Below are 22,611 nucleotides of genomic sequence, written 5' to 3' on the forward strand. Positions count from 1 at the left end.
CGCGGTGAGATTCTGGATTGCTTCGCTTCGCTCGCAATGACGGAGCAAACGATGACGTTTCGCACGGGGGACCAGAGTTGACAGCCCAAGCCATTATCCAGAGTCTCGCGAGCGGCCTGCTCATGGGCCTGCTCTACGGACTGATCGCCGTCGGCCTCGCGCTGATCTTCGGCCTGATGGACGTCACGAACTTCGCTCATGGCGAGTTCCTGATGATCGCGATGTACCTGTCCTTCTTCCTGTTCGCGTTCTTCGCCATCGACCCCTTGCTGTCCGCGCCGCTGGTCGCTGCGGCGCTCTTCATCTTCGGAGCGGTGGTCTATCTGCTGCTTGTACGCTTCGCCATGCGGGCCAAGGCCAATGCCGGCATGGTGCAGATCTTCACCACCTTTGGCTTGGCCATCGTGATGCGGGGCCTCGCGCAGTTCTTCTTCACGCCGGACTACCGCAGCATTCCGCAGTCATGGCTCGGCGGCAAAACCATTTCGATCGGCGGCATCTTCCTGCCGGAGCCGCAGCTGATCGGCGCACTGGTTTCGATTCTCGCCTTCGCCGGTCTCTATTTCTTCATCCACCGCACCGATTTCGGCCGCGCGCTGGAAGCCACCCGTGAAGATCCCGGCGCGGTCGCGCTCGTCGGCATCGACAAGAACCGCGTGTTCGCGTTCGGCTGGGGCCTCGGCGCCGCGCTGGTCGGTCTCGCCGGCGCGATCATGGCGGTGTTCTTCTACATCTATCCCGACGTCGGCGCGTCCTTCGCCTTGATCGCCTATGTCACGGTGGCGCTCGGCGGCTTCGGCAGCGTGTTCGGCGCCTTCGCCGGCGGCATCATCGTCGGTCTCGTCGAGGCCACGACGGCCCTGGTGCTGCCGCCGTCGCTGAAGTCGGTCGGCATCTACGCCGTCTATCTCCTCGTCGTCTTCATTCGGCCACGCGGCCTGTTCGGATCGATGTGATGGACAAGGAATTTGCCGCGCGGCGCCGCCGCGACCTCATCATCGCCGCGATGCTCGCCGCGATTGCCGCGCTGACGCCATTGTTCGTGAAGGACGTGGTCGTGCAGAACATCCTGATCCTGACGCTGATGTATGCGGGGTTGTCACAGAGCTGGAACATCCTGTCCGGCTATTGCGGGCAGATCTCGCTCGGGCACGCGCTCTATTTCGGTCTCGGGGCCTACACCACCGAGCTGCTCTTCACGAAGTTCGGCGTGCTGCCCTGGTTCGGCATGTTGGCGGGCGGCGTGGTGTCGGCGCTGATCGCGATGGGGCTCGGCTATCCCTTCTTCCGCCTGCGTGGCCATTACTTCGTGATCGCGACCATCGTCATCGCCGAGATTGGGTTGCTTCTGTTCCATAACTGGGAATGGGCCGGCGCCGCGATGGGCATCACCATTCCAATCCGCGGCGACAGCTGGCTGAAATTCCAGTTCCTGCGCACCAAGCTGCCATACTTCTATTTCGCGCTGGCGCTGTGCTGCATTGCCTGGTTCGTCACCTGGTGGCTGGAAGATTCCAAATGGGGCTTCTGGTGGCGTGCGGTCAAGGACAATCCGGACGCAGCCGAGAGCCTCGGCGTCGACGTGTTCAATTCCAAGATGGGCGCGGCCGCGGTCTCCGCCTTCCTGGTTGCCGTCGGCGGCAGCTTTTACGCCCAGTTCGTCTCCTACATCGATCCCGAAAGCGTCATGGGCTTTCAGTTTTCGTTGCTGATGGCGCTGCCCGCCGTGCTCGGCGGTATAGGCACCCTGTGGGGGCCGGTGCTTGGTGCCGCGATTCTGATCCCGCTGACTGAGCTGACGCGCTTCAAGTTCGGCGGCTCGGGGCGCGGTGTCGACCTCATTGTCTACGGCACGCTGATCGTCCTGATCTCGCTGGCGTTGCCGCGAGGGCTGTTGAGCCTGTTTTCACGCCCGAAGAAGACGGGAGCCACGCAATGACCGCACTCCTTGAGACCCGCGGCGTCTGGCAGCGGTTCGGCGGCCTCGTCGCCAACAGCGACGTCTCGATCTCGGTCGGTCGCGGCGAGATCGTCGGTCTGATCGGTCCCAACGGCGCCGGCAAGTCGACGCTGTTCAATCTCATCGCCGGCGTATTGCCGCCGACCCAGGGCTCGATCTGGTTCGACGGCGAGGATGTCACCCGCATGCGGGCGGCAGAGCGCTGCCAGCGTGGCGTCGGCCGCACCTTTCAGGTGGTGAAGAGTTTCGAGACGATGACTGTCATCGACAACGTCATCGTCGGCGCACTCGTGCGCAACACCGTGATGCGTGAGGCGCGCCGCAAGGCGCATGAGGTGCTGGAGTTCACTGGTTTGGCCGCGCGCGCCGACGTGCTCGCAAGCGACCTGGTGCCGGCCGAAAAGCGCCGTCTCGAAGTCGCGCGTGCGCTCGCGACCGAGCCGAAGTTGTTGCTGCTCGATGAAGTCCTCACCGGCCTGACGCCGACCGAGGCACAGACCGGCGTGGCGCTGGTGCGCAAGGTGCGCGATGCCGGCATCACCGTCTTGATGGTCGAGCATGTCATGGAGATCGTGATGCCGCTGGTCGACCGTGCGATCGTGCTCGACCTCGGCAAGGTTCTGGTCGAGGGCAAACCCGCCGACGTCGTCCGCGATCCGAAGGTGATCAAGGCATATCTGGGAGATCGTCATGCTGTCGGTGCATGAAGTCACGACAGCCTATCAGGGCCTGGTCGCGATCTCCGCGGTCAGCATCGAAGTCACCAAGGGCGAGATCGTCTGCGTCGCCGGCGCCAACGGCGCGGGCAAGTCGACGCTGCTCAAATCGATCGCCGGCGCCGAGCGTCCGCGCTCGGGCACCGTGACCTTCGACGGCAAGCGGCTCAACGGCATGGCGCAGCACCACATCACCGCGGCCGGTATCGCCTATGTGCCGGAGAACCGCCGTCTTTTCCCGCGCCTGTCGGTGCGCGACAATCTTCGTCTCGGCAGCTACCTCTACCGCGGCGAAGCGAACCGCGAAGAGCCGCTCGATCTCGTCTTCAAGCTGTTTCCGCGCCTGTCCGAACGCCTCGACCAGCGCGCCGAAACGCTCTCCGGCGGCGAGCAGCAGATGCTCGCCATCGGCCGCGCGCTGATGACGCGCCCGCGGCTGCTGATGCTGGACGAGCCGTCGCAGGGCATCATGCCGAAGCTGGTCGACGAGATCTTTCAGGCGGTGAAGCTCATCCGCGATTCCGGCATGACCGTGCTGATCGTCGAGCAGCGCATGGCCGAGTGCCTGGAGATCGCCGACCGCGCCTACATCCTGCAGACCGGCCGCGTGCTGATGCACGGCCCGGCGGCGGAGATCAAGGGCAATCCCGACGTGCGCAAGGCGTATCTGGGGCTCTAGTCTCAGGGGGATTTCGTAGGGTGGGCAAAGGCGCACTTGCGCCGTGCCCACGATCCCTCCCGATCGCTAAAGGTGGTGGGCACGCTTCGCTTTACCCACCCTACGGCACTATCGCGTTCGCTCTTTCGCCGCAGCGATCAGCATCTGCTCTACGATCCCCTCGAACTCGCTCTTGGCGATTGGATCGGTCTTGACGAACTCCTCGTACGTTTTCATCGACTTGTCCCACCAATGATGATGGTGTCCGGCCCTATCGAGAACCCGGGCCGCGGCTTCGACCTCCGCGTCGGTGGGGCGTCCTGCTGGCGCATGTGTGTGCTCATGCCCATGCTCCGGCAGCGTCACCCCGAACACCTTCACCAGATCCTTCACCTGCTCCGGTGACAAATACCGCGGGTTCATCCCGCGCAGCAGCAGGTAGAGCTTCGCCGTCTCCTCCAGCTCCTCGGTCGCAAACACCGCCGCTTCCAGCGTGTCGCCGGCGACAACAGGACCGTGATTGGCGAGCAGCACGGACGAATATTTGCCCGCGAGCCCCTTGATCGCGTCCGCGACCGCGGGATCGCCGGGGCGGTAGTAGGGCACGAGCGCTGTGGCGCCGCATTTCATCAAATAATACGCCGTCATCGGCGGCAGCGCGGCGCGCGGGTCGATCTCGGGCAGCATCGAGAGCGCGACCGAATGGGTGGAGTGAAGATGCACGATCGCGCGCGCACTTCCGCGCGTGTCGTAGAGCGCGGTGTGCAGCGGAACTTCCTTGGTCGGTGCGTCGCCCGAAACCAGCCGGCCCTGTTCGTCCAGCCGCGACAGCTTTGCCGGATCGAGAAAGCCGAGCGAGGCGTTGGTCGGCGTCACCAGCCAGCCGCCACCATCCAGGCGGACGCTGATGTTGCCTGAAGAACCCGGCGTCAGCCCGCGCTCGAACAGGGACCGTCCGAACCGGCAAATATCCTCGCGCAGCCGCGTCTCGTTGCTCATTTCAGTTGTCATGGCCGTCATGCCCGCTTGTCTCACGCTTTGGCAGCGCGGCCAAGCCGTGTTATTCGAGATGACGAACCGCCGCAAAAGGGCGGCCGTCCGGGAAACGTTCGCAAGGGTTAGTTGCATGTCCGCCTCCACGTCACAAAATCAGCGCATCGCCGTCATCGGGCTTGGCTCGATGGGGTACGGCATGGCGACCTCGCTGAAGCGCGCCGGCCATGCCGTGACCGGCTGCGACGTCTCGGCTGACGCGGTGGCGCGCTTCGTGAAGGACGGCGGCGTTGGCGCCAGGACGCCGGCGGAAGCGGCCAAGGGCGCCGACATCGTCGTCAGCGTCGTCGTCAATGCCGCGCAGACCGAGACCATCCTGTTCGGCAAGGACGGCGTCGCCGAGACCCTGCCGAAGGACAGCGTCTTCCTGTCCTCCGCCACCATGGACCCGGACGTGGCCCGTCGCCTCGCAAAACAGTTGGAGGCGACCGGCCGTCATTATCTGGATGCGCCGATCTCCGGCGGCGCGCAGCGTGCCGCGCAGGGTGAGCTGACAATTCTTGCTTCCGGCAGCGCGGCGGCCTTCGCAAAGGCGCGCCCGGCGCTCGATGCCATGGCGGCAAAACTCTACGAGCTCGGTGATGCCGCAGGGCAGGGCGCAGCCTTCAAGATGATCAACCAGTTGCTCGCCGGCGTGCATATCGCCGCCGCCAGCGAAGCGATGGCGTTTGCCGCCAAGCAGGGCCTCGACATCCGCAAGGTCTATGAGGTGATCACGGCCTCCGCCGGCAATTCCTGGATGTTCGAGAACCGCATGCCGCACGTGCTCGACGGCGATTACACGCCGCGCAGCGCGGTCGAGATCTTCGTCAAGGATCTCGGCATCATCCAGGACATGGCGCGCAGCGCCAGATTCCCGGTGCCGGTCTCCGCCGCAGCGCTCCAGATGTTTCTGATGACGGCCGCCGCCGGCATGGGCCGTGACGACGACGCTTCGGTGGCGCGGATGTATGCGCAGGTCACCGGCGTGAAGCTGCCTGGCGACAAGTAGACAAGAGGAATCCGATGCCCCGTTTTGCCGCCAACCTCTCGATGATGTTCACCGAGGTGCCGTTCCTCGACCGCTTCGATGCCGCCGCGCAAGCAGGCTTCACTGCGGTCGAGTTTCTCTTTCCCTATGAGCACCCGGCCGAGGTGGTCGGCGAGCGCCTCAAGCGCAACGGGCTGACGCAGGCGCTGTTCAATCTGCCGCCGGGCGATTGGAATGCCGGCGAGAAGGGCTTTGCGGCGCTCCCCTCGCGGTTCTCCGACCTCAAGGCGAGCCTTGAGACGGCGTTGCCTTACGCCAAGGCGACCGGCGTCAAACGCCTGCACTTGATGGCGGGCATCGCCAACCGCGGCGAGCGCGTTGCGATCGAGGCGTTCTACAAGTCGGTGGCATGGGCCGCGGAATTCTTCGCACCCCACGGCATCGACATCGTGCTCGAGCCGATCAATGCGCGCAACGTGCCCGGCTATTTCCTCAACGATTTCGGCTTCGCGCGCGACCTGATCCAGGAACTGAGGCTGGCGAACCTGAAGCTCCAGTTCGACATCTATCACTGCGGGATCATCCACGGCGACGTCACCATGCGCCTGCGCGAGATGATGCCGATCATCGGCCACATCCAGATTGCCAGCATCCCCTCGCGCAACGAGCCGGACGGCGAAGAGCTGAACTATCCGTTCCTGTTCGCCGAACTCGACCGGCTCGGCTATACCGGCTTCGTCGGCTGCGAATACAATCCGCGCGGCAAGACCACCGATGGGCTCGCCTGGTTCAAGCCTTATGCGGGAGTGAAGCCGTGACGCTTGCGCTGGGTTGCATCGCCGACGACTATACCGGCGCCTCTGATCTCGCCAACACGCTGACACGCGCGGGCCTGCGCACCGTGCAGACCATCGGCGTGCCCGCGGACAATCTCGCGCTGCCCGAGGTGGACGCCGTCGTGGTGTCGCTGAAGAGCCGCTCGATCGAGGCCGGCCTTGCCGTGTCGCGCTCGCGCGCGGCGGAGACTTGGCTGCGCGGCCGCGGCGCGGGCCACGTGCTGTTCAAGATCTGCTCGACCTTCGATTCCACCGACGCCGGCAATATCGGCCCGGTGATGGACGCGCTGCGCGCCGATGGCGGCGAGGGCACCGTGCTGGTGACGCCGGCCTTCCCGGAGACCGGCCGCACCGTCTACCAGGGCAATTTGTTCGTCGGCGCCGTGCCGCTGAACGAGAGCCCGCTCAAGGACCATCCGCTCAATCCGATGCGCGATTCCGACCTGGTGCGCGTGCTGGCACGCCAGAGCAGGACGCAAGTGGGCCTGGTCGATCTTGCGACCGTCGCTCGCGGCGCGGAGGCCGTGCGCGCCAAGCTTGCCGAACTATCGGGCAAGGGCGTCGGTGCCGCCATCATCGATGCCGTGTTCGACCGCGACCTCGAGACCATCGGTCTCGTTGCGGCCGAACATCGGCTGTCGGTCGGCGCCTCCGGCATCGGTCTCGGGCTGGCGCGCGCGCTGGTCTCGACGGGCAAGGTCAAGTCGGCCGCTGGCAGCGCCGGGTCGGACGCAGCCGTCGGCGGACCGGCGGCCTGTCTCGCCGGAAGTTGCTCACAGGCGACGCTTCAGCAGATCGCCAATGCCGAGCGCGCCATGGCGGTGCTCCATCTCGATCAGGACCGTATTCTTACGGGAGGGGACGAAGTGCAGCGTGCGATCGCCTGGGCCGGGCCGCGAATGGCTGACGGTCCGGTCCTGATCGCGTCGAGCGCCACACCGGATCAGGTCGCCGCCTTGCAGGCGCGCCACGGCCGCGATGCGGCCGGTCACGCCATCGAGCAGGCGATGGCCGACATTGCGGAAAACCTAGTGAAATCAGGTGTTCGGCGGCTGGTCGTGGCTGGCGGCGAGACCTCCGGCGCCGTCGTCGATCGCCTCGGGATTCCCGGCTTCCTGGTCGGCGCGGAGATCGCGGCCGGCGTTCCGGTGCTGCGTGCCGTCGGCGCTCAAGCAGGCGACATGTTGCTCGCGCTGAAGTCCGGAAATTTCGGCGGGCCGGAGTTTTTCTCGGACGCGCTTGGGCTCATGCGCTGAGCGCAGGGCGTTTTTAGTCCCTCATTCACTTCTTTAAGGTTCCGTACTCGTACGGAGTCGTAGTTAACAACTGCTCAGTTGCTTTGTTGTTGGATGTCGGCGCCGCTCCTTTTGGTTGATCCACCATTTCCGGACGCGCCATCGCGCCAACGCAAAGAGACAACTTATGCTCGCCACCATCTCCATTCGCGCCAAGATCATCAGTGTTGTGGCGTTCCTGCTGGTCGCGATGGCCGGCATGGGCCTGTTCGCCGTCATGAAAATGCGGTCGATGAATGCCAATACGACAGACATCACCACGAGCTGGATGCCCAGCGTCCGCGTGCTCGGCGAGCTCCGCGCCAGTGTGATCACCTATCGCAACGTGGTGCGCCAGCACATGCTGGCCGAGACCCTCGAGGAGAAGCTCACCAACGAAAAGACCGCCGGCACCGTGCTGGAGGCTCTCGCCAAGGCCCGCAAGGCTTACGAGCCGATGATCACCTCGCCCGAGGAGCGGAGGCTTTATGGCGAATGGGCCAAGCTCTGGGACGACTACAAGAAGGGGACCGAAGAGGTCTTTGCGCTGTCTCGCAAGGAGGCCGGCAAGGTCCCGCATGACGCCCAGGAGCTGAACACCAAGACGGTCAACAAGATCGGCCTTGCGTCGGATGAGGTCCTGATGAAGGACATCGAGCTCAACACCAGGGGTGGCGATCAGGCGGCGCAGGACGCTGCGGACAGCTACTACTATGCCTTCATGCTGGTCTCGCTCATTCTCGGCGCCGCGGTCATCATCGGGATCGGCGTCGGCTTCTACCTCGTCCACGACGTGTCCAGCGGCATCAACTCGATCATCGAGCCGATGCAGGCGCTCGGCAAGGGCGACCTCTCCGCCGAAGTCCCGCATCGCGGCGAGAAGACCGAGATCGGCGCCATGGCGGACGTGCTCCAGATCTTCAAGGAGGCGCTGATCGCCAAGAAGGCCGCCGACGAGGCTGCCGCGGCCGATGCCGAGGCCAAGATCGAGCGCGGCCGCCGCGTCGACAGCATCACCCGCGATTTCGAAACGATGATCGGCGAGATCGTCCAGACCGTGTCCTCGGCCTCGACCCAGTTAGAGGCCTCCGCCTCGACGCTGACGTCGACCGCCGACCGTTCCCAGCGGCTGGCGACCACGGTTGCCGGTGCTTCGGAGGAGGCCTCGACCAACGTGCAGTCGGTGGCCTCGGCCACCGAGGAGATGGCTTCGTCGGTGGGCGAGATCAGCCGCCAGGTGCAGGAATCGGCCCGTATGGCAGGCGATGCCGTCGGCCAGGCTCGTGCCACCACCGAGCGCGTCAGCGAGCTGTCCAAGGCGGCTTCCCGCATCGGCGACGTCGTCGAGCTGATCAACACCATCGCCGGCCAGACCAACCTGCTGGCGCTGAACGCCACCATCGAGGCGGCGCGTGCCGGTGAAGCCGGCCGCGGCTTCGCGGTGGTCGCCTCCGAGGTGAAGGCGCTCGCCGAGCAGACCGCCAAGGCGACCGGCGAGATCGGCCAGCAGATCTCCGGCATCCAGGCGGCGACCAACGACTCGGTCGGCGCCATCAAGGAGATCTCCTCGACCATCGAGCGTCTCTCCGAGATCTCGTCGGCGATTGCCGCCGCGGTGGAAGAGCAGGGCGCAGCGACCCAGGAGATCGCCCGCAACGTGCAGCAGGCCGCGCAGGGCACCCAGCAGGTCTCGTCCAACATCACCGATGTGCAACGCGGTGCGACCGAGACGGGCACGGCCTCCTCGCAGGTGCTCTCGGCAGCGCAGATGCTGTCCAACGACTCGAGCCGGCTCAAGACCGAGGTCAGCAAGTTCCTGACCAACGTCCGCGCGGCGTAAACTGGAAAACGGATCGCAGTTTGGAAAGCGGCGCCTCCGGGCGCCGCTTTTTTACGTGGGTGTAAGCCATTGCTGTAATCTCCGGGCAGAGGCTGCATATCTGGAATGCGATTTTCGCGGTGCGATAGCAGGGAAGTGACCGGGTGTGACGGCGCCGCCGTTGGCCATTTCAGCAGGGTTCGGGTAAATCAGCCTCAGGAACCCGTGGGGCGTGTTCCCTGTCCCCCGATTTTGGAATTGCCTGACGAATGATTGCTCTGGTCCGTATTGCCCTGAGCCGGCCCTACACGTTTGTCGTGCTCGCGCTGCTGCTCCTGATCATCGGACCGCTGGCCGCGCTGCGGACGCCGACCGACATCTTCCCGGACATCCGCATCCCCGTGATCGGGGTGGTCTGGCAGTACACCGGGCTGCCGCCGGACCAGATGTCCGGCCGCATCACCACGCCGTTCCAGCGCGCGCTGACGACGACGGTCAACGACATCGAGCACATCACCGCCAACTCCTATAACGGCTTTGGCATCATCAAGATCTTCTTCCAGCCGAACGTCGACATCCGCACCGCCAATGCCCAGGTCACCGCGATCTCGCAGACGCTGCTCAAGCAGATGCCGCCGGGCGCAACGCCGCCTCTGATCCTGAACTACTCCGCCTCGACCGTGCCGATCATCCAGGTCGCGCTGTCGGGCGACGGCCTGACCGAGCAGAACCTCGCCGACATCGGCATCAACCAGCTCCGTACGCCGCTGGTCACCGTGCCCGGCGCGGCGATCCCCTATCCGTTCGGCGGCAAGCAGCGCCAGGTCCAGATCGACCTCGATCCGACGGCGCTCCAGGCCCGCGGCCTGTCCGGCCAGGACGTCGCCAATGCGCTCGCCGCGCAGAACCTGATCACGCCGGTCGGCACCCAGAAGATCGGCACCTTCGAGTACAACATCCAGCTCAACAACTCGCCGCTTCGGATCGACGAGCTCGGCAATCTGCCGATCAGGACCGTCAACGGCGCGATGGTCTATGTGCGCGACGTCGCGACCGTGCGCGACGGCAATCCGCCGCAGACCAACATCGTGCATGTCGACGGCAACCGCTCGGTGCTGATGATGGTGCTGAAGGCGGGCGCGACCTCGACGCTCGACATCATCGCCGGCATCAAGCAGAAGGTGATCGACGTCAAGGACCAGCTGCCGGACGCGCTGAAGATCGGCTTCATCGGCGACCAGTCGGTATTCGTCCGCGGCGCCATCGAGGGCGTCGCCTTCGAAGGCGTGATCGCGGCGCTGCTCACCAGCGTCATGATCCTGCTGTTCCTCGGCAGCTGGCGCTCGACCATCATCATCGCCGTCTCGATTCCGCTGTCGGTGCTCGGCGCCATCATCATGCTGTCGGCGATCGGCGAGACGCTGAACATCATGACGCTCGGCGGCCTCGCGCTCGCAGTCGGCATCCTCGTCGACGACGCCACCGTCACCATCGAGAACATCAACTACCATCTGGAGCAGGGCAAGCCGGTCGAGCAGTCGATCCTCGACGGCGCCAACCAGATCGTGACGCCGGCCTTCGTCTCGCTGCTCTGCATCTGCATCGTGTTTGTGCCGATGTTCTTCCTCACCGGCGTCGCGCGCTTCCTGTTCGTGCCGATGGCCGAAGCGGTGATGTTCGCGATGATCTGGTCGTTCATCCTGTCGCGCACGCTGGTGCCGACCATGGCGAATTACCTGCTGAAACCGCATGTCCATCACGAGGGCCCGCCGCCGAAATCGCGCAATCCGCTGGTCTGGTTCCAACGCGGCTTCGAGAAGCGGTTCGAGCGCATCCGCGGCGGCTACCACAATTTGCTGGGGCTCGCGCTCGCGCACCGGGCGGTGTTCGTGATCGGCTTCCTCTGCGTGGTCGGCGCGTCCTTCGCGCTGGTGCCGTTCCTGGGGCGCAACTTCTTTCCGGCCGTCGATGCCGGCAACATCCTGATGCATGTCCGCACCCAGGTCGGCACGCGGGTCGAGGAGACCGCCAACCAGCTCGCGGATGTGCAGAAGGCGGTCCGCAAGCTGATCCCGGGCGAGATCGAGACCATGACCGACAACATCGGCATGCCGATCTCTGGCATCAACATGACCTACAACAACACCGGCGTGATCGGCCCGCAGGACGGCGACATCCAGATCAAGCTGAAGGAAGGCCACAAGCCTACGGAAGAGCACGTGCGCGTGCTGCGTGAGCAGCTGCCGCGGCTGTTCCCCGGCGTCAGCTTCGCGTTCCTGCCGGCCGACATCGTCAGCCAGATCCTGAACTTCGGCGCGCCGGCCCCGATCGACCTGCAGATCCGCGGCGCCAATCTCAGCGCCAACTTCGCTTACGCCAACAACCTGCTGGCAAAGGTCCGCAAGATTCCGGGCGTTGCCGATGCGCGCATCCAGCAGTCGCCGAACAACCCGACCTTCAACATCGACGTCGACCGCACCCGCGCGCAATATGTCGGCCTGACCGAGCGCGATGTCACCAACAGCCTTGTGGTCAATCTCGCCGGCTCCTCGCAGGTGGCGCCGACCTACTATCTCAATCCTGACAACGGCGTGTCCTACTCGATCGTGATGCAGACGCCGCAATACCAGATCGACTCGCTCAGCGCGCTCCAGACGCTGCCGATCACGGCCGCCGGCAATGCGCAGTCGCCGATCCTCGGCGGCATCGCCGACATCAAGCGCTCGACCTCGAGCGCGGTGGTGTCGCAATACGACATCCAGTCGATGGTGCAGATCTTTGCCACGACCTCGGGCCGCGACCTCGGCGCGGTCGCCGCCGACATCCGCCAGGTGATCGCCGACACCGCCAAGGAGGTGCCGAAGGGCTCCTCCGTGGTGCTGCTCGGCCAGGTGCAGACCATGAACAGCGCCTTCACCGGCCTGCTGTTCGGCCTGCTCGGGGCGGTCGTGCTGATCTACTTCCTGATCGTCGTGAACTTCCAGTCCTGGTCCGATCCGTTCGTGATCATCACGGCGCTGCCGGCCGCGCTCGCCGGCATCGTCTGGATGCTGTTCATGACCGAGACGACGCTGTCGGTGCCGGCGCTGACCGGCGCCATCATGTGCATGGGCGTTGCCACCGCCAACAGCGTGCTCGTGATCTCCTTCGCCCGCGAGCGCTACGAGGAGCTCGGCGATCCCATCGCAGCCGCGCTCGAAGCCGGCTTCGTCCGGTTCCGCCCCGTCCTGATGACCGCGCTCGCCATGATCATCGGCATGGCGCCGATGGCCCTGGGATTGGGCGAGGGCGGCGAGCAGAATGCGCCACTTGGCCGCGCCGTGATCGGCGGCCTGATTTTCGCAACTTTCGCCACGCTGATGTTTGTTCCCGTGGTGTTCAGTATGGTACACAAGAAACAAGGCGCCAAAGCCGCCGCCCCATTGGAGACCACGCATGTCGCCCACTGAACCCCGCTCCCCGGTGTCGCACCGGAAACTGGGCATCTTCGGCGTGGTGGCGCTGATTGCGGCAGGCCTTGTCGTGGGCACCGGCATTCGCGCCCGTGAGGAGCAGGGCTCCAAGCTGAAGGAATGGACCGACGATCAGGCCGTTCCGAGTGTCGCGGTGACCTTGCCCAACGCCAAGGCTCTCAATTCGACCATCGACCTGCCGGGCCGCCTCGAAGCCTATTACCGCGCGCCGATCTTCGCCCGCGTCCCCGGTTACCTGAAGAGCTGGAGCGCCGACATCGGCGCGCGCGTCAAGGCCGGGCAGGTGATCGCCGAGATCGAGGCGCCCGACCTCGATCAGCAGCTCTTGCAGGCCCGCGCTGATCTCGCCAGCCAGCAGGCCAGCGCAAGGCTGTCGGAAGCGACCCTCAACCGCCGCAAGACGCTGGTCGCCTCCAACTTCGTCTCGGCGCAGGAAATCGACGAGCGCACCGCCGATCTCTCCAACAAGAACGCGGCGGTTCGCTCGGGCCAGGCCAATGTCGAGCGCCTGGAAGCGCTGGCCGGCTACAAGAAGATCACCGCGCCATTCGACGGCGTGGTCACGGCGCGCGACACCGACGTCGGTGCGCTGATCAATTCCGGCGGTGGCTCGGGCCCGGCGATGTTCGTGGTCTCGGATATCACCAAGCTCCGCGTCTACATCAACGTTCCCCAGAACTACGTTCCGGCGATCAAGATGGGCGCCAAGGCCATCATCGCGCTGCCGGAATATCCGAACCGGACGTTCCAGGCGACGGTGGAGGCCTCGTCGCAGGCCGTTGACGTCGCCTCGGGAACCACGCGCATGCAGCTCGGGCTGGACAACACCTCGGGCGAGCTGATGCCCGGCGGCTATGCCAGCGTTAAGCTCAGCCTGCAGCGCGACTCCGCGCCGCTCAGCATTCCCGCCAGCGCTCTCATTTTCAACGGCAGCGGCCTGCGCGTCGCAACGGTCGGCGTGGACGACAAGGTGCTGTTCAAGCCGGTGACCATCGCCCGCGACCTCGGCCGCGAGATCGAGCTCGCCTCGGGGATTGCCGCGGACGACCGCGTCATCACCGCCCCACCGGACGGCCTCTCCGACGGCGATGCCGTCCGCGTCGTCGGCGCCAAGGGCAAGCCAGCGACGGCGTCGGAGAAGCAGGCGCCGAAGAGCTAGGCGGTCTTGTAGGGTGGGCAAAGGCGCTCTTGCGCCGTGCCCACCATCACTTTCGTGATCGTGGTTGGATGGTGGGCACGCTTCGCTTTGCCCACCCTACGATACTTACGCTACCCGCCACTCCGGCACGCCATCCGCGGCCATCTTGACCTCGCCGAGCGAGCCCACCGGCGTCTTGTCCATATTCAGCAGATGCGCCAGCGTCGCCGTGTCGCTCGCGGCAATCCGCGCCAGCGTGCGCCGGTCATCTTCCGTGCGCAGCATCACCACGCCGTGCTCGACATCGCCGCCACGGCCATAGAGCACGGTAAAGCTCTCGACCTTGGCCTTGCCGCTCGGCTCCGTGACGAACTCCGGCACCGCGCGCTTGTTGCGGTCGGCTTCCGCCTGCACGCTCGTCTCCTGCGTCAGGGCCTCGCGCGGCGGCGTCGTCGACACCACCAGCGCGTGGTGCTTGGTGACGAAGCCGCCCTGGCCGTAAAGCAGGCCGAGCTTCGCGCCCTCACGCAGGCGCCGCACCATCGCGCAGGCCGCATGCGTCATGTAGGTGTTGAGCGGCGCGCCGAAGAAGGTGAGGCCGCCGGTGACGGTCGGCTGCACGTCGGCGGAAAGGCCCAGCGTGCGCCGTGCCATCTTGGGCACGCAGGGGAAGCAGCTGTAGAGCTCGATCGCGTCGAACTTCCTGCCGTCGCCGCCGGCGAGGTCCATCACCGCTTTCAGCACCGCGTTCTGCGGGTGGCTCTCGTAAAACTGGTCGCGCAGGAGATAGTCGCGCGGCTCCTCCGCCGAGGCGCCGCCGAGCAGATAAACCAGCTTGTCCTCCGCGATGCCGAGCGCGCGCGCCTTGGCGAGGCTGGTCAGCAGCAGCGCGCCGCCCATGTTGACGCTGGGATTGGCGACCATGAGCTTGTTGTAGGGCCACGCGATCAGCCGGTTGTCCGCGGTCGGCGTCGTGATCTCGTCCGGCGCATAGCGCCGGCTCAGCCAGGCGTTGGGATTTTGGGCGGCGGCTTGCGAATAGCGCGACCACAGCGTGCCTGACTCCGCCATCGCTTCGCGTGGCGTCTGGCCCCAATGCGCGGAGGAGGCGGCCTCGTAGAAGGGATAAACGGTCACAGGGCGGAACACGCCGAGCTTCACGGCAAGCGGCTTCTGGAACGCCGCACCGCGCTTGGGCTCCTCGACATCATGGGCGAACGGCGTCCACGGCAGTTTTGCGCCGGCGCGCTCCGCCTTTGTCGCGGTCGACTGCGCCTCCGCGCCGCAGATTGCCGCTACCGTGCATTCACCGCGCGCGATGCGCTTTGCCGCCTCGTGAATGTAGCGGATCGGGCTCTCGCCACCGACCGGGCCGTAATAGCAATGCGCGGGCGCGATCCCGAGCCGCTGCGCCAGAAGCTTTTCCGGATCGCGATAGCGCCAGCTCAGGAAGTTGACGACATCGAGCGACTGCACCTCGCCAAGCAGTTTTGCGCCGGCATCCGCCTCGGCGCGCCGCAGCGCCTGTTCGAGCAGATCGAGCGGCTCGAGGCCTGCGGTGATCTCCTTGGGGCGGTCGACGATCTCGCCGATGCCGACGATGACAGGGATGCGGTCAGGGGAAACGGTTGTCATTGTTCTTGCTTCTTCGCTCTCTCAGAAATCACCGACCTCATCCTGAGGAGCCCGCAAGGCAGGCGTCTCGAAGGATGGGCCGCGGGCCCTCATGGTTCGAGACGGCGCTTGCGCGCGTCCTCACCATGAGGGGCTACACCATGCTACTCCGCCACCAGCGCATTCATATGCTCGACGGTTTCGGCAAAATCTTCCTTGAACTCCTGCACCACGGCGCCAGCCGACTTCACGCTGTCGATCAGGCCGACGCCCTGGCCGACGAAATAGCTGACGAGATCGCGCGCCTTCGCGTTGCCGCTCGCCGCCGCGCGGTCGATCGAGTTGAAGGCGTCGCGGCTGACGATGCTTTGCAGCGGCATCGGCAGTGCACCCGGGCTTTCCGGCGCGCGGTCCCAGGCATCGGTCCAGACCGAGCGGAGTTGTCGCGCCGGCTTTCCCGTGCGGCCCTTCGAGCGGATCGCGTCACGGGAAGAAGCCGCGATCATCTTCTCGCGGAAGATCTCCGTGGTCTCGGCCTCGACGGTGGCAAGCCACACCGAGCCGGTCCAGGCACCGGCTGCGCCCATGGCCATGCAGGCCGCCATCTGCCGTCCCGTCATGATGCCGCCGGCCGCCAGCACGGGCACGTCGCGGATCGGCTTGATGGCCTTGATCACCTCCGGCACCAGCACCATGGTCGAGACTTCGCCGCAATGGCCGCCGGCCTCGGTGCCCTGCACAACGAGGATGTCGACGCCGGCCGCAACCTGACGCAGCGCATGCTCCTTGGCGCCAACGAGGGCGGCAACAGGCACGCCATGCTTCTTGCCCATCTCGATCATGGCCTTCGGCGGCACGCCGAGCGCGTTGGCGATCAGGCGGATCGGATGATTGAAGGAGACGTCAAGCAGCGCCAGCGCCGTCTTCGCATCGAACGGCTGCGGCTGGTTGTCGGCAACGCTGGTTGTGGTCAACTCGATGTCGTACTTCTTCAGGAGAGCGCGTGTGTAATCGCGGTGCTCCTGCGGCACGCGCGCTTCCAGGCTCTTCCAGGTGACGTCCTTCTCGCCCGCAGTCGAGATGTTTTCCGGGATCAGCACGTCGATGCCGTAGGGCTTGCCGTCGACATGCTCGTCGATCCATTTCAGCTCGCGCTCGAGCGTATCAGGCGTGTGCACGGTGGCACCCAGCACGCCGAAGCCGCCGGCGCGGCTGACGGCAGCAACGACGTCGCGGCAATGGCTGAAGGCGAGCAGCGGGAACTCGATGCCCAGCATGTCGCAGATCGGCGATTTCATGGCTCTCTCCCGGCGGTCGCCTTCGTTGCTGTTGTTGCTTTGCTTGAGCGAAGGCGTTTCGACGCTAACCCATCGTTACCTGCGATGCCAAGCCGGATTTGGCCACACATCTTGCGTGCAGGCGCCACGCAGCGATGAGCCATTCCGCTGCACAAAATAAGCAGGCCAGTGTCCGCCGATTTGCCTCTTGCGCTTTCGTGAGGGCGAGAGAATGCTGGCTCAAACAAAGAGAAAACAACTAGGGAGCGCCAACCGATGTCGCCAGCGCAAGCGAGTCCGGCCCAAACCGTGGAAGCCTACGACGTAGTGGTCGTCGGCGCGGGCTTCGCCGGCATGTACATGCTGCATCGCCTGCGCGAGCTTGGTTTCTCGGCACGGGTCTACGAGCAGGGCGGTGGCGTCGGCGGCACCTGGTACTGGAATCGCTATCCCGGTGCACGCTGCGACGTCGAAAGCATGCAGTACTCATATTCCTTCTCCGAGGAGCTTCAGCAGGAATGGGACTGGAGCGAGCGCTATGCGCCGCAGCCGGAGATCCTGAAATACGCCAATCACGTTGCCGATCGTTTTGATCTTCGCCGCGACATCCAGTTCGACACCCGCGTCGAGCGCGCCGCGTTGGACGCGCGCACCAAGCGCTGGTCGGTGACGATCTCCGGCGACAAGACGGTTCAGGCGAGCTTTATTGTCCTGGCCACCGGTTGCCTCTCGAACGCGCGCAAGCCCGACATCAAGGGCCTCGAAAACTTCAAAGGTCCCGTCTACCACACCGGCAACTGGCCGCACGAAGACGTCGACTTCACGGGCCTGCGCGTCGGTCTCATCGGGACTGGTTCATCGGGCATCCAGTCGGCGCCCGTCATCGCCGAGCAGGCAAGGCATCTCACGGTATTTCAGCGCACCGCAAACTTCTCGATTCCCGCCCGCAATGCCGCCCTGACCGATGCGGAGCGTGACACGTTCCGCAGGAAATATCCCGAGGTCCGCCAGTTCGCGCGCGAGGTCGCGCGCAACGGGATCTATGCCGAGCAGCCCGATCGCGGTGCGCTTGACGATAGCGACGAGACCAGGAACGGCAAGTACGCGGCGCGATGGGAGCGCGGCGGACTCACCTTCATGTATGTCTACAACAATCTCGGCCTCGATCGGTCCGCGAACGACACCGCGGCGGATTTCGTGCGCGGCAAGATCACCGAGATCGTCAAGGATCCCGCAACGGCAAAATTGCTTCAGCCCAACAGCCATCCGATCGGCACCAAGCGCATCTGCATCGACACCGATTATTTCGCGACCTTCAACCGGCCGAATGTGTCGCTGGTCGACATCAAGACCAATCCGATCGAAGAGATCACGGCGAATGCCGTGCGCGTTGCGGGCGTAGACCACGCGGTCGACGCGCTGGTGATGGCGACCGGCTTCGACGCCATGACGGGCTCGGTCGCGAAGATCGACATTCGCGGCCCGGGCGGGCAGACGCTGAACCAGAAATGGGCGGAAGGCCCGAAGACCTATCTCGGCCTGATGAGCGCGGGCTTTCCGAACCTTTTCATCATCACCGGCCCAGGCAGCCCATCGGTGCTGTCGAACATGATCGTGTCGATCGAGCAGCATGTCGACTGGATCGCCGATTGCCTCGTCCACATGCGCCGGCGGGGCGTTGCCACCATTGAGGCGGGCGGGGAGGCCGAGGAGAAATGGGTGGCGCATGTCAACGAGGTCGCCCACGGCACGCTCTATCCGCAGGCCAATTCCTGGTACATGGGCGCCAATGTCCCGGGCAAGCCGCGCATCTTCATGCCCTATATCGGCGGCGTCGGCGTTTACCGCCGGATCTGCGACGAGGTTGCGGCGAAGGGGTACGAGGGCTTCGTGATGGAGGCCGCAGCCCGGCCGCGCAGGCTGGAAGCAGGCGAGGTTGCATGACGCCGGCCTGAGGCCCGCGCCGGACGCAGAGCCGGCAGGGCTTGTCATCGGCCATTCGCGGGCTAATTAATGCAGGCGCATCTTTCCGCCGGAGCCCCCCGCATGACCGACGCCCCCGCCTACGTGCCGCCAAAAGTCTGGACCTGGAACAAGGAGAACGGCGGCCAGTTCGCCAGCATCAACCGGCCGATTGCCGGCGCGACCCACGACAAGGAGCTGCCGGTCGGCAAGCATCCTCTCCAGCTCTATTCGCTGGCGACGCCGAACGGGGTCAAGGTCACCGTGATGCTGGAGGAACTGCTGGCGCTCGGCCACAAGGGTGCCGAGTATGACGCCTGGCTGATCAAGATCGGCAACGGCGACCAGTTCGGCAGCGGCTTTGTCGACATCAACCCGAACTCAAAAATCCCGGCGCTGATGGATCGCGCCGGTCCGGAGCCGATCCGGGTGTTCGAATCCGGCTCGATCCTGTTCTACCTTGCCGAGAAGTTCGGCGGTGCCTTCCTGCCGAAGGAGATCAAGGCCCGCACCGACGCCATGTCCTGGCTGTTCTGGCAGATGGGCAGCGCGCCGTATCTCGGCGGCGGCTTCGGCCATTTCTACGCCTACGCGCCGTTCAAGATCGAATACGCCATCGATCGCTTCGCGATGGAGGTCAAGCGCCAGCTCGACGTGCTCGACCGGCGCCTCGCCGACAACGAGTACCTCGCGGGCAAGGAGTACACGATCGCCGATATGGCGGTGTGGCCGTGGTACGGCGCACTTGCCAAGGGGCTGGTCTACGGCGCCGGCGAATTCTTGTCGGTGCAGGACTACAAGAACGTGCAGCGCTGGACCGACCAGATCGCGAAGCGTCCCGCCGTGAAGCGCGGCCGCATGGTCAACCGCGTCTCCGGCGATCCCGCCAGCCAGCTCCACGAGCGGCATGATGCGTCTGACTTCGAGACCAAGACGCAGGACAAGCTCGCACCCGCGTCGTAGGTGTGTAGGGCGGATTAGCCGAAGGCGTAATCCGCCATTTCGCGGTCAAAATTCGGCGGATTACGCTTCGCTAATCCGCCCTACGGCTTCTTCGCACCCTCCGCCGCCGGAAACACCACGCGGTCATCCGTGCGGCAGTAGCGATCGGCGAACATGCGGCCGATCGGATGATAGCGGTCCATGTGCACCCGCATCTTGTCGCCATCCCACAGCTCGTCGCGGATATGGAAGTGGATGCCTTCGCCCATGATCAGGCGGCGGTCGTCGTTGACGTCGATCATCTTCCAGAGTTTGCACTCCATTGCCCAGGGCGTGTCGGCCAGTCGCGGCACGGCAATCCTGGTTGATGGCGCGAGCTTCAGCCCGAGATAGTCGGGTTCGCCGATGTCAGGCGGGAAATCGCCGCTGCTCTCGTGCATGGCCTTCGCCAGCGGCTCGTCGGCGAGGTTGACCACGAACTCGCCGGTGCGCTGGATGTTGAGGAACGTGTCCTTGTCCTGTCCGTTCGGCTTGCGGTTCGCCGCGAACATACACAGCGGCGGATCCTCGCAGAAGGCGTTGAAGAAGCTGAAGGGGGCGGCGTTGACGATTCCGGTCGGCCCGACCGAGGTCACCCATGCGATCGGCCGCGGCAGGATGAAGGACGTCAGCACCTTGTAGCGCTCGCGTGGCGTCAGCTCGCTGGCGGCGTAGTCCATGGTGGCTCCTGGAGGGAGAGAGCTTGCTTTCTTCACCTCGCCCCGCTTGCGGGGAGAGGTCGAATTCGATTGCAGATCGAATTCGGGTGAGGGGGAGTCTCCGCGAGTCCGATTGTCACCGTCCTCGCGGAGGCTCCCCCTCATCCTGACCCTCTCCCCGCAAGCGGGGAGAGGGGAAAGAGAGAGTGTGGATCACGCCATGCTCAGCTCGTGCCGGCCGACCACCATCCAGTGCACCTCGTCCGGACCATCGGCAAAGCGCAGATGGCGGACGTCCTGGTACATCTCGGCGAGCGGGGTCCAGTGCGAGATGCCGGTGGCGCCGTGCATCTGGATCGACTGGTCGATGATCTTGCAGGCGCGCTCCGGCACCATGGCCTTGACCATGGAGACCCAGACGCGGGCTTCCTTGTTGCCGAGTACGTCCATGGCCTTGGCGGCCTTCAGCACCATCAGCCGCATCGCCTCGATCTCGCAGCGTGCCTGCGCGATGATCTGCATGTTGCCGCCGAGATGGGCGATCTTCTTGCCGAAGGCTTCGCGGGTGAGGCCACGCTGCACCATCAAGTCGAGCGCCTTCTCGGCCTTGCCGATGGTGCGCATGCAGTGATGGATGCGGCCGGGTCCGAGGCGGAGCTGCGATATCTCGAAGCCGCGGCCTTCGCCGAGCAGCATGTTCTCCTTAGGGACCCGGACGTTGTTGAAGCGCATGTGCATGTGGCCGCGCGGTGCGTGGTCCTGTCCGAACACGTACATGGGACCCAGCACTTCGACGCCGGGCGTGTCGCGCGGCACCAGGATCTGCGACTGCTGCTTGCTCGGCGCCGCATCCGGATTGGTCTTCACCATCACGATCAGGATCTTGCAGCGGGGATCGCCGACGCCGGAGATGTAGTACTTCTCGCCGTTGATGACCCATTCGTCGCCGACGAGCTTGGCGGTCGTCGAGATGTTCTTGGCGTCGGAGGAGGCGACGTTCGGCTCGGTCATGACATAGGCCGAGCGGATCTCGCCGTTCATCAGCGGCTTCAGCCACTTCTCCTTCTGCTCCTTGGTACCGACACGCTCCAGCACCTCCATGTTGCCGGTGTCGGGGGCCGAGCAGTTCATGGTCTCGGAGGCCAGCGGGCTCTTGCCGAGTTCGGAGGCGATATAGGCGTAGTCGAGATTCTTCAGGCCCTGGCCGGTCTCGTCGTCGGGCAGGAAGAAGTTCCAGAGGCCTTCCTTCTTGGCCTTGTTCTTGGCGACCTCGAGCACCTCGAGCTGCTTCGGCGTAAAGCTCCAGCGGTCTTGCTTGCCTTCGCCGGCCTTGGCGAATTCGATCGACATCGGCTCGACGGTGTCGCGGATGAATTTCCTGACGTGATCGTAGAGCGGCCGGACCTGGTCCGACATGCGGAGGTCATTCAGCTCGTCGCCGGGATTGAGGGTGTAGTTGGTGGTGCGGGGTATGTAGGTGTGCTTTGTCATTGTTCCTCCCGTTTCGCTGAGACCGTGTTGGCCGGGACAATAGTCGCAGCGCCGCCAAAGCGCGAGCGCGTATTTTCTCACGCGAGCCATGCCATGCGATGGAATTTTCGCAGGGCGTTTGAAATGTTGTTTGAATGGAGTCGGAGTTTCGGTGAGCCTGTGCGCCAATCTCCGCTGTCATCGCCCGATTTAATCGGGCGATCCAGTATTCCAGAGACTGCAATGATTGAACCGAAAGGCCGCGGCGTACTGGATGCCCCGGTCAAGCCGGGGCATGACAGCGATGGAGGTGGCCGGCTCAGTTCGGCAGCCGATGCATCGCGCAGATCTTGTTGCCGTCGAGGTCGCGCAAATAGGCGAGATAGAGCTTGCCGCCCGGACCCTGGCGCACGCCGGGCGGATCCTCGATCGGGGCGCCGCCGGCTGCGAGGCCGGCTGCGTGCCACGCATCGACCTGCTCCGGCGAATTGCAGGCAAAGCCGATGGTGCCGCCGTTCGCGCACGTGGCCGGCTCGCCGTTGATCGGCTTCGACACCGAGAACACGCCGGTCTTGGTGATGTAGAAGATGCGGTGGCCGTCGACCCTGGCCGGCCGCACCTCGAGCGTGTTCAGCAGTTGGTCGTAGAACGTCTTGGCCTTGTCGAGGTCGTTGGTGCCGATCATGATGTGTGAAAACATTTTGCCCGTTCCCCTCTGCGCTTACAAACTCAGAAACCGTAGGGTGGGCAA

General features: G+C 64.9%; 17 protein-coding genes and 1 pseudogene. 12 read left to right on the forward strand and 6 right to left on the reverse strand.

The genetic code is table 11. From position 1 onward, the window contains the following. Window positions 1–77: 77 nt before the first annotated feature. From NLM25_RS14245 to NLM25_RS14260, 4 genes are read left to right on the forward strand one after another with little or no spacing between them, the layout of a single operon-like run. Window positions 78–956 carry a branched-chain amino acid ABC transporter permease gene (locus NLM25_RS14245; protein ID WP_256565433.1) on the forward strand — a complete coding sequence of 293 codons (879 nt, stop codon included), beginning with the start codon at window positions 78–80 and terminating at the stop codon, window positions 954–956. Further along, window positions 956–1,939, forward strand: a complete 984-nt coding sequence (locus tag NLM25_RS14250; RefSeq protein ID WP_254137346.1) for a branched-chain amino acid ABC transporter permease — start codon at window positions 956–958, stop codon at window positions 1,937–1,939. Before NLM25_RS14245 ends, NLM25_RS14250 begins: the two co-directional genes overlap by 1 nt. Next, complete coding sequence (locus tag NLM25_RS14255; RefSeq protein WP_254137347.1) at window positions 1,936–2,667, forward strand: ABC transporter ATP-binding protein; 732 nt, start codon at window positions 1,936–1,938, stop codon at window positions 2,665–2,667. The genes NLM25_RS14250 and NLM25_RS14255 overlap by 4 nt, the downstream gene beginning before the upstream one ends. Continuing rightward, window positions 2,651–3,355 (forward strand): ABC transporter ATP-binding protein, encoded by a 705-nt coding sequence (locus tag NLM25_RS14260; RefSeq protein ID WP_254137348.1) that lies wholly within the window; start codon window positions 2,651–2,653, stop codon window positions 3,353–3,355. The genes NLM25_RS14255 and NLM25_RS14260 overlap by 17 nt, the downstream gene beginning before the upstream one ends. Window positions 3,356–3,670: 315 nt before the next feature. On the opposite strand, the pseudogene NLM25_RS14265 reads toward NLM25_RS14260, so the two are convergent. Further along, window positions 3,671–4,333: pseudogene (locus NLM25_RS14265) on the reverse strand (aldolase); the annotation flags it as partial. 127 nt (window positions 4,334–4,460) lie between these two features. On the opposite strand from NLM25_RS14265, the gene ltnD reads away from it, so the two are divergent. The 6 genes from ltnD (at window position 4,461) to NLM25_RS14295 (ending at window position 13,918) form a co-directional block, all read left to right on the forward strand. After that, a complete protein-coding gene (ltnD, locus tag NLM25_RS14270; RefSeq protein ID WP_254137349.1) occupies window positions 4,461–5,378 on the forward strand; it encodes an L-threonate dehydrogenase in 918 nt (305 codons plus the stop codon). Between the two features lie 14 nt (window positions 5,379–5,392). Next, window positions 5,393–6,175, forward strand: a complete 783-nt coding sequence (gene otnI / locus NLM25_RS14275; protein WP_254137350.1) for a 2-oxo-tetronate isomerase — start codon at window positions 5,393–5,395, stop codon at window positions 6,173–6,175. Beyond that, a complete protein-coding gene (otnK, locus tag NLM25_RS14280; RefSeq protein WP_254137351.1) occupies window positions 6,172–7,449 on the forward strand; it encodes a 3-oxo-tetronate kinase in 1,278 nt (425 codons plus the stop codon). The genes otnI and otnK overlap by 4 nt, the downstream gene beginning before the upstream one ends. A 166-nt stretch (window positions 7,450–7,615) precedes the next feature. Continuing rightward, on the forward strand, window positions 7,616–9,307 hold the full coding sequence (locus NLM25_RS14285; protein ID WP_254137352.1) for a methyl-accepting chemotaxis protein: 1,692 nt from the start codon (window positions 7,616–7,618) through the stop codon (window positions 9,305–9,307). Between the two features lie 248 nt (window positions 9,308–9,555). Continuing rightward, complete coding sequence (locus tag NLM25_RS14290) at window positions 9,556–12,735, forward strand: efflux RND transporter permease subunit (protein ID WP_254137353.1); 3,180 nt, start codon at window positions 9,556–9,558, stop codon at window positions 12,733–12,735. Beyond that, entirely contained in the window at window positions 12,722–13,918 is a 1,197-nt protein-coding gene (locus NLM25_RS14295) for an efflux RND transporter periplasmic adaptor subunit (protein ID WP_254117481.1), read from the forward strand. Before NLM25_RS14290 ends, NLM25_RS14295 begins: the two co-directional genes overlap by 14 nt. A 105-nt stretch (window positions 13,919–14,023) precedes the next feature. Here NLM25_RS14295 and NLM25_RS14300 read toward each other — a convergent pair whose 3' ends face one another. Together NLM25_RS14300 and NLM25_RS14305 are read right to left on the reverse strand one after the other, a co-directional pair. Further along, on the reverse strand, window positions 14,024–15,532 hold the full coding sequence (locus tag NLM25_RS14300; RefSeq protein ID WP_254137354.1) for an acetyl-CoA acetyltransferase: 1,509 nt from the start codon (window positions 15,530–15,532) through the stop codon (window positions 14,024–14,026). Between the two features lie 143 nt (window positions 15,533–15,675). Continuing rightward, window positions 15,676–16,809, reverse strand: coding sequence for a nitronate monooxygenase (locus tag NLM25_RS14305; RefSeq protein ID WP_254137355.1), 1,134 nt, complete (start codon window positions 16,807–16,809; stop codon window positions 15,676–15,678). Window positions 16,810–17,064: 255 nt separating this feature from the next. Here NLM25_RS14305 and NLM25_RS14310 point away from each other — a divergent pair, with 255 nt between their 5' ends. Then, the gene (locus NLM25_RS14310; RefSeq protein WP_254137356.1) at window positions 17,065–18,732 is read left to right on the forward strand and encodes an NAD(P)/FAD-dependent oxidoreductase; all 1,668 of its coding nucleotides are present in this window, start codon (window positions 17,065–17,067) and stop codon (window positions 18,730–18,732) included. Between the two features lie 102 nt (window positions 18,733–18,834). Then, window positions 18,835–19,713: a glutathione-dependent disulfide-bond oxidoreductase gene (gene yghU / locus NLM25_RS14315; protein ID WP_254137357.1), complete on the forward strand. Its 879-nt coding sequence runs from the start codon at window positions 18,835–18,837 to the stop codon at window positions 19,711–19,713. An 80-nt stretch (window positions 19,714–19,793) separates the two neighbouring features. Here the strand turns inward: yghU and NLM25_RS14320 are convergent, their stop codons facing one another. The 3 genes from NLM25_RS14320 to NLM25_RS14330 form a co-directional block, all read right to left on the reverse strand. Continuing rightward, window positions 19,794–20,411: a flavin reductase family protein gene (locus NLM25_RS14320; RefSeq protein ID WP_254137358.1), complete on the reverse strand. Its 618-nt coding sequence runs from the start codon at window positions 20,409–20,411 to the stop codon at window positions 19,794–19,796. 192 nt (window positions 20,412–20,603) lie between these two features. Continuing rightward, the gene (locus tag NLM25_RS14325) at window positions 20,604–21,881 is read right to left on the reverse strand and encodes an acyl-CoA dehydrogenase family protein (protein ID WP_212482965.1); all 1,278 of its coding nucleotides are present in this window, start codon (window positions 21,879–21,881) and stop codon (window positions 20,604–20,606) included. A 298-nt stretch (window positions 21,882–22,179) separates the two neighbouring features. Continuing rightward, window positions 22,180–22,560 carry a VOC family protein gene (locus tag NLM25_RS14330; RefSeq protein ID WP_254117490.1) on the reverse strand — a complete coding sequence of 127 codons (381 nt, stop codon included), beginning with the start codon at window positions 22,558–22,560 and terminating at the stop codon, window positions 22,180–22,182. Window positions 22,561–22,611 lie beyond the last annotated feature (51 nt).

Source organism: Bradyrhizobium sp. CCGB01, assembly GCF_024199795.1.
Taxonomy (GTDB): Bacteria; Pseudomonadota; Alphaproteobacteria; order Rhizobiales; family Xanthobacteraceae; genus Bradyrhizobium.

What these genes read in the sequence shown, in the direction of transcription:
- NLM25_RS14310 (WP_254137356.1), top strand. Translation starts at nt 17,065, where the DNA reads ATGTCGCCAGCGCAAGCGAGTCCGGCCCAAACCGTGGAAGCCTACGAC.
- NLM25_RS14325 (WP_212482965.1), bottom strand. Translation starts at nt 21,881, where the DNA reads ATGACAAAGCACACCTACATACCCCGCACCACCAACTACACCCTCAAT.
- NLM25_RS14320 (WP_254137358.1), bottom strand. Translation starts at nt 20,411, where the DNA reads ATGGACTACGCCGCCAGCGAGCTGACGCCACGCGAGCGCTACAAGGTG.
- NLM25_RS14255 (WP_254137347.1), top strand. Translation starts at nt 1,936, where the DNA reads ATGACCGCACTCCTTGAGACCCGCGGCGTCTGGCAGCGGTTCGGCGGC.
- NLM25_RS14250 (WP_254137346.1), top strand. Translation starts at nt 956, where the DNA reads ATGGACAAGGAATTTGCCGCGCGGCGCCGCCGCGACCTCATCATCGCC.
- NLM25_RS14260 (WP_254137348.1), top strand. Translation starts at nt 2,651, where the DNA reads ATGCTGTCGGTGCATGAAGTCACGACAGCCTATCAGGGCCTGGTCGCG.
- NLM25_RS14330 (WP_254117490.1), bottom strand. Translation starts at nt 22,560, where the DNA reads ATGTTTTCACACATCATGATCGGCACCAACGACCTCGACAAGGCCAAG.
- NLM25_RS14295 (WP_254117481.1), top strand. Translation starts at nt 12,722, where the DNA reads ATGTCGCCCACTGAACCCCGCTCCCCGGTGTCGCACCGGAAACTGGGC.
- ltnD (WP_254137349.1), top strand. Translation starts at nt 4,461, where the DNA reads ATGTCCGCCTCCACGTCACAAAATCAGCGCATCGCCGTCATCGGGCTT.
- otnI (WP_254137350.1), top strand. Translation starts at nt 5,393, where the DNA reads ATGCCCCGTTTTGCCGCCAACCTCTCGATGATGTTCACCGAGGTGCCG.
- NLM25_RS14305 (WP_254137355.1), bottom strand. Translation starts at nt 16,809, where the DNA reads ATGAAATCGCCGATCTGCGACATGCTGGGCATCGAGTTCCCGCTGCTC.
- NLM25_RS14290 (WP_254137353.1), top strand. Translation starts at nt 9,556, where the DNA reads ATGATTGCTCTGGTCCGTATTGCCCTGAGCCGGCCCTACACGTTTGTC.
- yghU (WP_254137357.1), top strand. Translation starts at nt 18,835, where the DNA reads ATGACCGACGCCCCCGCCTACGTGCCGCCAAAAGTCTGGACCTGGAAC.
- NLM25_RS14300 (WP_254137354.1), bottom strand. Translation starts at nt 15,532, where the DNA reads ATGACAACCGTTTCCCCTGACCGCATCCCTGTCATCGTCGGCATCGGC.
- NLM25_RS14285 (WP_254137352.1), top strand. Translation starts at nt 7,616, where the DNA reads ATGCTCGCCACCATCTCCATTCGCGCCAAGATCATCAGTGTTGTGGCG.